This window comes from Tissierella sp. QWL-11 (assembly GCF_058683765.1).
On record NZ_CM178750.1, the window covers coordinates 1,662,135 to 1,674,126 of the forward strand.

The 11,992-nt window shown below is 28.4% G+C and carries 15 protein-coding genes and 1 other RNA gene; all 16 read right to left on the minus strand.

Annotation, left to right across the window (positions count from 1 at the left end; translation table 11 throughout):
• The gene (gene spoVAC / locus AC4PG3_RS08075; RefSeq protein WP_492196155.1) at window positions 1-444 is read right to left on the minus strand and encodes a stage V sporulation protein AC; all 444 of its coding nucleotides are present in this window, start codon (window positions 442-444) and stop codon (window positions 1-3) included.
• 14 nt (window positions 445-458) lie between these two features.
• Complete coding sequence (locus AC4PG3_RS08080; RefSeq protein WP_492196156.1) at window positions 459-875, minus strand: stage V sporulation protein AB; 417 nt, start codon at window positions 873-875, stop codon at window positions 459-461.
• A 4-nt stretch (window positions 876-879) separates the two neighbouring features.
• Entirely contained in the window at window positions 880-1,509 is a 630-nt protein-coding gene (locus AC4PG3_RS08085) for a stage V sporulation protein AA (RefSeq protein ID WP_492196157.1), read from the minus strand.
• Window positions 1,502-1,666, minus strand: coding sequence for a hypothetical protein (locus tag AC4PG3_RS08090; RefSeq protein WP_492196158.1), 165 nt, complete (start codon window positions 1,664-1,666; stop codon window positions 1,502-1,504). The genes AC4PG3_RS08085 and AC4PG3_RS08090 overlap by 8 nt, the downstream gene beginning before the upstream one ends.
• 68 nt (window positions 1,667-1,734) lie before the next feature.
• A complete protein-coding gene (sigF, locus tag AC4PG3_RS08095; RefSeq protein WP_492196159.1) occupies window positions 1,735-2,493 on the minus strand; it encodes an RNA polymerase sporulation sigma factor SigF in 759 nt (252 codons plus the stop codon).
• A 2-nt stretch (window positions 2,494-2,495) separates the two neighbouring features.
• Window positions 2,496-2,936, minus strand: a complete 441-nt coding sequence (gene spoIIAB / locus AC4PG3_RS08100; protein WP_492198215.1) for an anti-sigma F factor — start codon at window positions 2,934-2,936, stop codon at window positions 2,496-2,498.
• A gap of 10 nt (window positions 2,937-2,946) precedes the next feature.
• Complete coding sequence (locus AC4PG3_RS08105) at window positions 2,947-3,282, minus strand: STAS domain-containing protein (RefSeq protein WP_492196160.1); 336 nt, start codon at window positions 3,280-3,282, stop codon at window positions 2,947-2,949.
• 106 nt (window positions 3,283-3,388) lie between these two features.
• Window positions 3,389-4,237, minus strand: a complete 849-nt coding sequence (locus AC4PG3_RS08110; protein WP_492196161.1) for a bifunctional 5,10-methylenetetrahydrofolate dehydrogenase/5,10-methenyltetrahydrofolate cyclohydrolase — start codon at window positions 4,235-4,237, stop codon at window positions 3,389-3,391.
• A 130-nt stretch (window positions 4,238-4,367) separates the two neighbouring features.
• Entirely contained in the window at window positions 4,368-5,009 is a 642-nt protein-coding gene (locus AC4PG3_RS08115; RefSeq protein WP_492196162.1) for a C40 family peptidase, read from the minus strand.
• A 203-nt stretch (window positions 5,010-5,212) separates the two neighbouring features.
• Window positions 5,213-5,548, minus strand: an RNA gene (gene rnpB / locus AC4PG3_RS08120) — RNase P RNA component class A.
• 51 nt (window positions 5,549-5,599) lie between these two features.
• Window positions 5,600-6,313, minus strand: coding sequence for a zinc ribbon domain-containing protein (locus tag AC4PG3_RS08125; RefSeq protein WP_492196163.1), 714 nt, complete (start codon window positions 6,311-6,313; stop codon window positions 5,600-5,602).
• A gap of 15 nt (window positions 6,314-6,328) precedes the next feature.
• Complete coding sequence (locus AC4PG3_RS08130) at window positions 6,329-7,117, minus strand: Nif3-like dinuclear metal center hexameric protein (protein ID WP_492196164.1); 789 nt, start codon at window positions 7,115-7,117, stop codon at window positions 6,329-6,331.
• Window positions 7,118-7,162: 45 nt separating this feature from the next.
• Window positions 7,163-7,852: a tRNA (adenine(22)-N(1))-methyltransferase gene (locus AC4PG3_RS08135; RefSeq protein ID WP_492196165.1), complete on the minus strand. Its 690-nt coding sequence runs from the start codon at window positions 7,850-7,852 to the stop codon at window positions 7,163-7,165.
• A 56-nt stretch (window positions 7,853-7,908) separates the two neighbouring features.
• Window positions 7,909-8,991: an RNA polymerase sigma factor RpoD gene (gene rpoD / locus AC4PG3_RS08140; protein ID WP_492198216.1), complete on the minus strand. Its 1,083-nt coding sequence runs from the start codon at window positions 8,989-8,991 to the stop codon at window positions 7,909-7,911.
• A 37-nt stretch (window positions 8,992-9,028) separates the two neighbouring features.
• Complete coding sequence (gene dnaG / locus AC4PG3_RS08145; protein ID WP_492196166.1) at window positions 9,029-10,858, minus strand: DNA primase; 1,830 nt, start codon at window positions 10,856-10,858, stop codon at window positions 9,029-9,031.
• An 89-nt stretch (window positions 10,859-10,947) separates the two neighbouring features.
• Window positions 10,948-11,964, minus strand: coding sequence for a deoxyguanosinetriphosphate triphosphohydrolase (locus AC4PG3_RS08150; protein WP_492196167.1), 1,017 nt, complete (start codon window positions 11,962-11,964; stop codon window positions 10,948-10,950).
• Window positions 11,965-11,992 lie beyond the last annotated feature (28 nt).

Below are 11,992 nucleotides of genomic sequence, written 5' to 3' on the forward strand. Positions count from 1 at the left end.
CTACCTTTGAAATAATATGCTAAGTATTCCTACTATAATAGAGCTTCCTACTCCATATACAAGTACAGGTCCAGCTATCATAAACATATTCGCTGCTACTCCAAATATAAATCCTTCCCTTTTAAACTCCATTGCAGGAGCTACTATGGAATTTGCAAAACCTGTTATTGGTACAGCTGCACCTGCACCTCCAAATTTACCTAGTTTATCATAAACTCCTAATCCTGTTAGTAGAGCACCTGAGAAAACTAAAATTATCGCAGTACCTATCCCTACCATTTCTTCTGTATATCCTTGATTAGTTAAAAAATTATTTATCCATTGACCAATAGTACATATAGTTCCTCCTACTAAAAATGCTAATACTATATTTTTAGCATAGGTAGGCTTTGGTATTCTATCTTGAGCCATTTTTTGATATTCTGCCTTATTCATCTTTTCCATTTGTTACCTCCAAATTAATATGTTATCCAATAATATAAAGAGCCTAATACTTTTCCAAGCATTAAAGAATAAATTACATATCTTAAACTATTTTTAAACTTTATCTTTTTACTTAATACTGGTAATACATTTAATACTTCTGCTAATGCTGATGAAAATAAACCTGTAAAAGTACCCATCAATAGGGAAATAGTTAAAACTGAGAGATTTCCTAATTTTAGATGGAAATCATGAAAATATATTGTTATAAATATAATTGAACTCATAACAAAAATATTTTGATATAATTTTACGAACTGATTAGTCTCTGAAATCTGTGCTAAACGAGGAATAATCTGTAATAAAGAATAAAATGCTGCAAATGCTCCTCCAATAACTATTCCTCCACTAAAAGAAATACCTATTGCTAATAATTTCTCTATTATGATCACCTCTTTATTTTTTGATTTTACCCTTTTCTATCATTCTTTCTAAAATACACTCTTCCATATCAGCATCATATAGATATAATTCTATTTCCATTGGACCTGGTTCTTTTTTTCTCCTTATACTTGAACTAATTATCCTATTAAAAAATATAAGCACTCCTAATCCTAGTCCTATAGAATATGGAATAGTCATAATTAATGGATTAGTTTCTTTTTCTCCTGTAATTGTATAGTATAATTTTTCTATGGAATCTATCATATTTACATCTTCATGGAAATTTATTATTGCCATTCCCGTTCCAAATAAGAGCAGTATGCATATTAAAAATACTTTAACAAATTCAATTATAGTACTTTTTTCTTCTTTTGACTTTATTTCAAGTAGTACATTATCAGCACCCAATAAACTCACTCTTATATTTGGATTGTATTCTCCTACTTTGTTTAACACTTCTGTAGAATCAATAAAATCCCAATTTTCTTCCTGAGCTTTTCCATATATCTTTAAATTTTCTACTGCTTTTTTTAATTTTTCATCACTTGCATATACTTGCCCAATATCTTTTATATATACATTTTCCCCTACATCTACTACCTTTTTTTTAGATAATTTTATAAATATATCTTCTTTATTCATAATCTACATTCCCTGTCAAAGTTGCATTTACAAGAGTAGCTTTTTTAGGATAGCTATTATTTGTAATATCTCTCTTAAAAGAAAAGATTACTCCAAATATTACAATTACTACTAACATGAATAAAATACTTTTAAGTCTAAATCTATAAGTTTTCAAGATATCACCTCACCATATAAGTATTATTTACTAAATTAAATTTTTAATTCAAAAAGAGGCATAATATATTATGCCTCTGCAAAAAAAGATTTAATCTCTTGAATTATACTCTTTTCAATTCTAGATACTTGTACTTGTGATATCCCCAATGTCTTTGCAACTTCAGTTTGTGTCTTGTCTTTAAAATATCTTAAAATTATTACTTTTCGATCCCTTGGTTTTAATTTCCCTATTATTTCTTTTAATAAAAGTTTATCTATCATCTCTTCATTTTGATCAGCTTTAAGTGCAATTTTATCAATTAAATAAAGAGGTGCTCCATCATCTTGATGTATAACATTATATAAGTATTCTGGCTGATAAGAAGACTCTAAAGCCAAAACTAATTCTTCCCTCTCTATATCTATTTCCTTTGCTATTTCATCGATTGTTGGTTCTCTACCTAAATTTTTAGATAGTTTTTCCTTTGCTTTTTTTGCATGACCTGCTACTTGTTTTAAAGATCTGCTGACTTTTATCATTCCATCATCTCTTAAAAACCTTTTAATTTCACCCATTATCATAGGTACAGCATATGTAGAAAATCTTACATCAAAGGAACTATCAAATTTATCTATAGCTTTTAAAAGACCAATACTTCCTATTTGAAATAGATCTTCTAAATCATGACCTCTATTTGTAAATCCTCTTAACACCGATCTAATCAAACCTATATTGTGTTCTACTAGTTTTTCTTTTGAATCTTTATCCCCATCTTGAGACTTTTTTATTAATTCCATAGTCTCTTCATGAGATAGTAATCTCCTTTTCTCTTCCCCTAAACCCATATCTATCTCTCCTCATCTGAGAGCTTTTTAAATTTCTTAGTCATTCTTATAGTAGTACCTTCTTTAAATTTACTCTCTACAGTTAATCTATCCATAAAAGTATCCATAACCGTAAACCCCATACCTGATCTCTCCATATCTGGCTTAGATGTATAAAATGGTTCCATAGCTTGTTCAAGATCATTTATTCCATTTCCCTCATCTTTAACTATTATCTCAATTTTGTCTATACTTATTCTAGACTCTATAATTATTAGTCCTTCTCTATGTTCATATCCATGAATTATTGCATTTGTAACTGCTTCAGATACAGCAGTCTTGATATCAGATAATTCTTCTAATGTAGGGTCTAATTGAGATGCAAAAGCTGCCACCACTACTCTAGCAAATGATTCATTATTTGATTTACTTAAAAACTCTAATTTCATATAATTATCCACTATTATCCCCCCTTTATAAATTTTCCATAGCTGTTTCAATCTTAGGGTAAGATTCTACTAATTTTAGTAATCCAGCCATTTTTATTATTCTCTCTACATAAGAATTATCATTTACTATTATCAGCTTTTTATTATTTTTTTCAGTATTTTTATATCTTCCCATGATTAGACCTATACCAGAACTATCCATAAAAGTTAATTCTCTTAAGTCTAAAATAATATTATTTAGATTTTTATCTAAATATACTTTGTCAATCTTTTCCCTTGCCTCTTTAGAACTATGATGATCTAATTCTCCTTTAAAGCTTGCTATTAAATTTCTATTTTTTATCTTAAGCGTTAAATACAAAAATACCCCTCCCTTTTTATATGTTAAGGATATTATTCTATATAAAAACTATTTCTCCTTCATAAAATAAAGACTATTTTTGTCTAAAAAGAGAAAAAAGAGTCTTTTAGACTCTTTTTTCACATGCTTCTACCACTTGTCTCAATAAAATACTTGTAGTTACACTTCCTACACCTGCAGGAACAGGAGTTATCATATCTACAAAATCTATTAGATTATCATAGTCTGCATCTCCACTTATCTTTTTATTATTGTCTAAACTAACTCCAACATCTATAATAATAGAATCCTCATTAAAATACTTTTTATCTAAAAATTTAGCTTTGCCTAGAGCAGTTATAACTATATCTGACCTATTAGTTATTTCTTGTAAATTTTTAGTTCTAGAATGTGCAATAGTCACAGTTGCATTTTCCTCTAGTAGCATCATTACTAAAGGTTTTCCAACTACCATAGACCTATTTATCACTACAACATCTTTGCCTTCTAAATCAATATCATAATAATTTAATATCTCCATTGCACTCTTTGGAGTACATGGTACAAATCCTGTCATATCTCCTTCAAATATCTTCTCCAGATTTAATGGGTGCATACAGTCTACATCCTTGTTTGGATCAATTGTATTTTTAATTTTGTCTTCATCAATATGTTTAGGTAAAGGTCTAAATACAAGTATACCTGATATATCTTTATCTTTATTCAATCTTTCTATAGTTTCTATTAAGTCTTCAGTACTAATTGATTCTTTTTCTTCTATCACTTTACTTCTAATCCCTACACTATCGCAGTTTTTAATTATACTTTTTTCATAGGAGATATCTCCAGGGTTTTTTCCTAATCTTACTATTCCTAAAGTAGGAATTTCGTCTTGTTTTTTTAATTCTTTTACTTTCTTAACAATATCTTCTTTGATCTTATCCCCTACGATTTTCCCTTTTAAAATTTTTGTCAATTAAATCACTCCTATTTACTTATTTAATTGCTTGTTATATTTATAACTTAATCTAAATTATAACATACTTTACACCTTATTCCAGCTAAAAAAGGTTAAAATCTAAACTTAGATTTTAACCTTTTTTGATTTATCTTATTATTCTTCTAGCAGTTACATATCTAGACTTAAAATAATCTGAATCTATTTTAGCTATAATTATCTTTTTGCTCTTAGAAGAAGCATGTATCATCTCCCCATCGCCTATATAAATTCCAACATGAGATATATCTTTTCCAGAAGTATTAAAGAAAACCAAATCTCCTGGTATCAAATCCTTTTTCTCTACTAAATATCCATTTTCACTCTGTTGTTTTGAAGTCCTATTTAATTTAATATCTAAAGAATTTGAATATATATAAGAAGTAAATCCTGAACAATCATAGGAGCTAGGACCTGTTTTCCCATATGAATATGGTTTTCCAAGTTCATCATAGGCCTTTTCTACTATTTTAGAGATAGAATTGTTTCTTCTAGAATCAATTGATCTACTTACTTCTTCTTTTTTATCTTTTATCTGTATAAAATTTTCTTCTACTATATCATGATTTATGTGTTCTTTTTCTTCAATAAAATTTTCTTCATTTGAATCTTCATATACACTATCTATATATTCACCAGTTTGAATCTTATCATCTAAATTGTTTTGTGCCTTAGTATATCTTAGACTTATAAATCCAATGAAAAATATTGTAAATACTACTATAGCAATTTTCGTCTTTTTATAAAGCATTTTTTCACCTCTATTTAGAAGATCTTCTATCAATACATTAGAAAATTTCTATTAAAGCTAATAAATAAAAGTTATCCATATAAATATTAGATAAATTATGTCTATACTATTTATACTTCTAGGTGAAAGATTTTATTACAATTTTTCATAGAAATACAAAAAGACATCTAATATTAGATGTCTTTTTGTATTTCTATGATATGTATAAGAGTAAATCTGTAAGCCGTGTTCTGTTTTTATGGTCATCTATCTAGACCTATTGTTACCAATAGGTTCATGCAACCTACCATTGGAACAGTGGCGAGCAACCACTTCTTTTAAGTTCCCTCTTGGTCTTGCTCCAGATGGGGTTTACATAGCCGCTTAGTCACCTAAGCGCTGGTGAGCTCTTACCTCGCCTTTCCACCCTTACCTATATATAGGCGGTATCTCTCTGTTGCACTATCCTTAGGGTCACCCCCACTGGACGTTATCCAGCATCTTGCTCTATGGAGCACGGACTTTCCTCATGCAAAGCATGCGACCATTCAACTTACTCTATTTTATGATACTAATATATCATATTTTGTCCTTTTTTGCAAAGGCAATATTTAGGGAATATCTATATATAAAATCCTTCCACATGACTCACACACTATGATTTCACTACTTTCACTCAATATATTTTTTTGATAAGCTGGTATTCTCATATGGCAACCAGTACATATATTGTCTTTTAAGGCTACTATAGGATTAGACTTTTGACTTCTAATTTTTTTATATAAATTTAATGAACTCCTATCAATTTTTAAGGATATAGAGGAAATATAATTTGTCTTTTCAAATATATTTTTTTCTAGGCTTTCCATCTCTATTTCTCTTTCTTCTACTTCTCTTTTTATAATTTCTCTTACGTAAAAGATTTCTTTTTGCATTTTTTTTAATTCTACTTCTATTAAGTCCATTTCTTGTAGATTATTTATTATCTCTGATTCAATACTATCTATAAGATTTTTTATTTCTTTTTCTTCTCTATCTAGTTGTTCCAATTGTTTTATATCAATGATACTACCCTGATAAAGCAAGTTTTTCTTTTCATTGTGCAAAAATTCTTGTTCCTTTAATTGGTTTTCCGACTTTCTTATCATCTCTTTTATATTTTCTAGCATAGCTTTTTGATTAATATATTTATCCTCTATATTCTTTAATCTTGTTTGTAAATTTTTGATCTTCACATTATCCTTTAAGACTTTTAATCTAGTTTGAGATTCAGATAAACTTAGATTATAGGATTGTAATTCCATTAATAATTTCAAAGTATCCATACAGCCATCTCCTTTTTAGTATATTAGATGAGGCAAACTAGGTTCCATAATTACTTTTGTACTTAGCTTATATTCAAATTCTATATCTAAATATCTTTTAATTTCAGGAAGTACTATCTTTTCACTATGAAAATGTCCTGGATCTATAATTGTAATTCCTAATTCATGAGCAAGTTGAGCTTCATGGTACTTGATATCTCCAGTTATATATGCCTTTGCACCGAGCCTATAGGCATCTAATATAAAGTCACTACCACTGCCTCCACATACTGCTAATTTATCTATATACCTATCTGTATATCCATAGATATTTATATTCTGTATATTCAGCTTTTCTTTGAGCTTATCTCCTAAGTCTAAAACAGAAATATCTTCTATTTCACCTATTCTTCCATATCCATATATATCTGTATCTGAATTTATAAGTCTTAATGGTCTTGGATTTTTTATATCTAATAAATTTGAAAGTACATCATTTACTCCCCCTATAGCCAAATCAAGATTTGAATGAGCATTATATACTACTATATCATTCTTAATAATCTTTAAAATCAAATCTTCTTTAGGATTTTGTGATGTAATAGATTTAAGAGGGGAAAATATAATTGGATGGTGTGTTATTATCATTTCATATTTTTCTTTTATTGCAATATCTAGTATCTTCTCGTCTAAATCTAAGGCAATTAATACCCTTTCTACTTCCCTATCTCCATCACCTACTTGAAATCCTGTATTATCCCAAACATCTATTAGCTCACTTTTTGCCCATTTTTCCATCTTGTTTATTATATCTACAGCTTTCAAAATTTCACATCCTTTTTAATAATAAATTTATACAATTATCTTAATTTAAATAGATTCTAGTATTTCAATATATTTATTCTTATTTTCCTCTACTTCTTTATATCTTTCTTGACTCTTAGGAGATATTCCATCTTTTAATTTATCTAAGATTTCATCTTGTTTTTTTATCTTAAAGTTTAAAAATTCCTTTAATAGGGGATGTTTTTTTTCTATTAATCTATTACTTATCTCTAAATATATTTCATCTTCTATATAGCTCAATTCTTTTTTAGCATAAATTATTTCATAAAATTTATCCCCCTCCTTTGCTAAACTCTCATCTACTATATTAAATTTATTTTCTATTAAATATTCTCTAAGCTCTTTAGATGCTATCATAGGTTGAAATATAAAATTAGTTATGGAATCTGTTACATTCTTATTCTTTTCTAATATGTCCTTTATAAGTAACCCACCCATTCCTGCTACTACTAAAGTATCTACTTCAAATGGTTTTATCACATCTAAACCATCTCCTAATCTAGTGATTATCTTTTCTTTTAATCCTTTATCTTCCACATAGTTTATAATCTTATCTAAGGATTTTTTACTAATATCTGTAGCTATGACTAATTTACTTATATTATTTTCCATTAAATATACTGGAAGATATCCGTGATCTGTACCTATATCTCCTACTATGGAATTATTGTTGATAAACTTAGATATCTCCATTAATCTGTTTGACAATATCATATTATTCCTCCTTAAATAACAATAAAGATTCGCAAAAAACTTGCGAATCCACATTATTATTCTAAAAAATCTTTTAATTTTTTGCTTCTACTTGGATGTCTTAATTTTCTCAAGGCTTTTGCCTCTATTTGTCTAATTCTCTCCCTTGTAACTTCAAACTCTTTTCCTACTTCTTCTAATGTTCTAGCTCTTCCATCATCAAGTCCAAATCTTAATCTTAAAACCTTTTGTTCTCTTGGAGTAAGGGAGCAAAGTACATCTATTAATTGTTCTCTCAACATAGTAAAAGTAGCAGCATCAGCTGGAGCTAGTACCTCTTCATCCGGTATAAAGTCTCCTAGATGACTATCTTCTTCTTCACCTATAGGAGTTTCTAGAGATACAGGTTCTTGAGCTATTTTCATGATTTCTCTAACTCTTTCTACATCTAAATCCATTTCTTTTGCTATTTCCTCAGGTAATGGATCTCTTCCAAGTTCTTGGACTAATTGTCTTTGAACCCTAACTAATTTATTTATAGTTTCTACCATATGAACAGGTATCCTAATAGTTCTAGCTTGATCTGCTATGGCACGAGTTATTGCCTGTCTAATCCACCAAGTAGCATAGGTACTAAATTTGAATCCTTTCCTATATTCAAACTTCTCTACAGCCTTCATAAGGCCAAGATTTCCTTCTTGAATAAGGTCTAGAAACAACATACCACGACCTACATATCTTTTAGCAATACTTACTACCAATCTTAAATTGGCTTCAGCTAATTTCCTCTTTGCTATTACATCTCCTTCTTCCATTTTCTTTGCAAGATTTACTTCTTCTTGTCCAGTTAAAAGTGGAATTTTACCTATTTCTTTTAGATACATCCTTACAGGGTCGTCTACACTAATTCCTTTAGGTACAGAAATTTCCCCAGTCTTACTTTCTGCTAAATCATCTTCTTCAATTTCATCTTCATCTTTTTCTTCAATAATATCTATATTTAAGTCTTCAAACCTTTGATATATTTCATCCATCTCTTCTGCTTCTATTTTTATCTCCTCTAGAGCATCTACTACTTCTTTATAGGTTAAAACTCCTGTCTTTTTACCTTTTTCAATTAATGCCTTTATTGATGCTACTTTATCTTTTGGTCTCTCTATTTTTTTAGTCCTCTTATTATCCAACAGACTACCTCCTCTACTCATTTCCTATGAGCTTTATTTCATTGTTTAATTTTGTTAATTCCAAACATAGATTCTTAAAATATATATTATCTTCCCCAGTCTTGTCAACCTTTTTATCTATTTTTTCTATATCTTGAATTATTCTTTTTCTCTTTCTCTCTAAATTAGAAGAAATTACTGTGTTTATTAAATCATTTAGTATATCATCAATTTTTGTTGGTTCATAATAAAATTCAAAGTCATTTATATTATTTTCTATGTTTTTGTTTCCATCTTCTAAGAGTCTTATCTCCTTTCTTATATCTTCAATTTCTATATTTTCATACTTACTATATAAATTATTAATTATATTATATAAAGTCTTAGTATCTTCAGAGTAAAACTCACTTACTTTTATCTTATTACTTATTTGCTCATAATAGTCCTTGTGGTAGACCATAAATTTTATTAAGTCTAATTCTGCCTTTATATAACCATGGACTACCTTTGTATCTATAGGGTCAATAGTTTGTTTTTTATTTTCTTTATTTGAATATGTTTTTACCCATTTTTTATTATTATATTTATTAGAATTTATTTCTTCTTTGATGGCCTCTATAGAGATTCCTGTATCATTAGATACTTTTTTAATATATACATCTTGCTCTATAGAGCTCTTTAAAGATTTAATTAGATTGGCGATTTCTAAGGTGAAATTTATTTTATCTTGTGTATCATTTAAGTTATAATCTTTCTTTTTTATGAAAATTTTATAGTCTATATAATCCATTGCCTGTGTAAATAATCTTTCAAATTTTATCAATCCAGCCTTATTTATATATTCATCTGGATCCATATCATTTGGAAATTGTATAATTTTAGGCTTTATCTCTTCTTCCAAAAGAATATCAATTGCCTTTAAAGTTGCCTTTGTTCCTGCTGTATCTGAATCAAAAGCTATGTATACCTCTTCTCCATACCTTTTAAGCAGTTTAGATTGCTCTTTAGTTAAAGCGGTACCTAAACTAGCTACTGTATAATTTATTCCTTTAGAAAATATAGATATTACATCCATATATCCTTCTACTAATAATATCCTACTTCTATCTGAAAGCTTTTTTACTAGGTTTAAACCATAGAGATTGTATCCTTTGTTAAATACTATGGTTTCCTTAGAGTTTAAATACTTAGGCTTACTATCATCTAATACTCTACCTCCAAAACCTATAACTCGCCCTTTAGTATCTATTATAGGAAATATTATTCTATTTCTAAACCTATCATAGAATCCATTATTCCCATTTTTCCTTGCTATCAGTCCTACTTTCTCCAATTCTTCATGTGTATATCCTTTTTTTGTCAAAAATCGCTCTAAACTATTCCAACTATCTAAAGCAAATCCTAATCCAAAGCGTATTATATCTCTTTTTTTAACTTGTCTATTATACAAATACTCTAAAACTTTAGGATTATTTATCAAATTATTATAAAAAAACCTTGCAGCCTCTTTATTTACTTCATAAGCTTTATTCTTTTCTTCCATATATTTATTATTTTGTGATTTCTGATCCTCTATCTCTATTCCTAATTTGTCAGCCATAAATTTTACAGCTTCTTGAAAATCTAAATTTTCCTTTTTCATAATAAAACTAATGCTATCTCCACTTTCTCCACATCCAAAACAGTGAAAAAATTGTTTTGAATCTGAAACTGTAAATGAAGGCGTTTTTTCATTGTGAAAAGGACATAGGCCTACATAATTCGACCCAGTTTTTTTTAATCTTATATAGTCAGATACTACATCTACTATATTAGAGCTATCTTTAATTTTTTCAATTACTTCATCATCAATATAATAACTCATATTATCACCTATATTTCACCGCTATTAAATGGTTTACATCTATTCAGTATATAATATTCGACATGAATTTACAATTCCCTTTTTTATATTTAAAATTTTTTCCATGGTTCTGGTAAAAAAAGTTTAGTAAATATGTTTATTGCATATCTATCAGTCATTCCTGCTATATAATCGCATATTTTATCTTCCTTGGAACTATATATATTACTATAAGACTTTAAATACTCTTTAGGTAATTTTTCATAATTCTCTAGATAATATTTATATAATTCTCTTAATACATACTCTGCCTTGTCCTCTTCAGATTTTGCATTGGAATTTAAATATACCTTATCAAACATAAACTCTCTAAGTTCCATTGTATTTTTCGCTATTTTCTCGCTCATTCTTATTCTATTTTTATTATAGCTATTTTCTATTATATCTACTATCATAGTATTTATTCTAATTCCATGTGTATCTCCAAGTGTCTTTACAACTTCTTTTGGTAAATCACTTTTAGATATTACCTTTGCTCTGATTGCATCATCTATATCATGATTGATATAGGCAATTCTGTCTGAAAAATGTACTACTTGTCCTTCTAATGTTTCACTTAGTTTATCTCCAGAATGCTTCATTATACCTTCTAGTACTTCATATGTCAAGTTTAAACCTATCCTATTTTCATCTTGTTCTAAAAAGTCTACTATTCTAATACTTTGTTCTTTGTGATTAAAACCTCTAGGGTTTAGAGAATTCAGTACTCTTTCACCAGTATGGCCAAAAGGTGTATGTCCTAAATCATGTCCTAGAGCTATAGCTTCTACTAAATCTTCATTTAGATTTAAGGCCCTGGCCAATGTCCTACCTATTTGAGATACTTCTAAAGTATGGGTAAGCCTAGTTCTAAAATGATCTCCCTCAGGAGCTAAAAAAACTTGAGTTTTATGTTTTAATCTTCTAAATGCCTTTGAATGGAGAATCCTATCCCTATCCTTTTGAAATTCTGTTCTTATCATACATTTTTCTTCTTTTACTTTTCTTCCTTTAGAATCTGAACTCAATTTGGCAAATTTGGATAATTTATACTTTTCATAGTCTTCAGTTTGAACTCGAATATTCATTTTAGATTTACCTCATTTCTAGATAAAT

Bases quoted from the DNA above. Each gene is read 5' to 3' on its own strand.
- AC4PG3_RS08085 (WP_492196157.1), bottom strand. From the start codon at position 1,509: ATGAATAAAGAAGATATATTTATAAAATTATCTAAAAAAAAGGTAGTA.
- AC4PG3_RS08115 (WP_492196162.1), bottom strand. From the start codon at position 5,009: ATGCTTTATAAAAAGACGAAAATTGCTATAGTAGTATTTACAATATTT.
- AC4PG3_RS08150 (WP_492196167.1), bottom strand. From the start codon at position 11,964: ATGAATATTCGAGTTCAAACTGAAGACTATGAAAAGTATAAATTATCC.
- sigF (WP_492196159.1), bottom strand. From the start codon at position 2,493: ATGGGTTTAGGGGAAGAGAAAAGGAGATTACTATCTCATGAAGAGACT.
- dnaG (WP_492196166.1), bottom strand. From the start codon at position 10,858: ATGAGTTATTATATTGATGATGAAGTAATTGAAAAAATTAAAGATAGC.
- AC4PG3_RS08125 (WP_492196163.1), bottom strand. From the start codon at position 6,313: ATGGATACTTTGAAATTATTAATGGAATTACAATCCTATAATCTAAGT.
- spoVAC (WP_492196155.1), bottom strand. From the start codon at position 444: ATGGAAAAGATGAATAAGGCAGAATATCAAAAAATGGCTCAAGATAGA.
- AC4PG3_RS08135 (WP_492196165.1), bottom strand. From the start codon at position 7,852: ATGATATTGTCAAACAGATTAATGGAGATATCTAAGTTTATCAACAAT.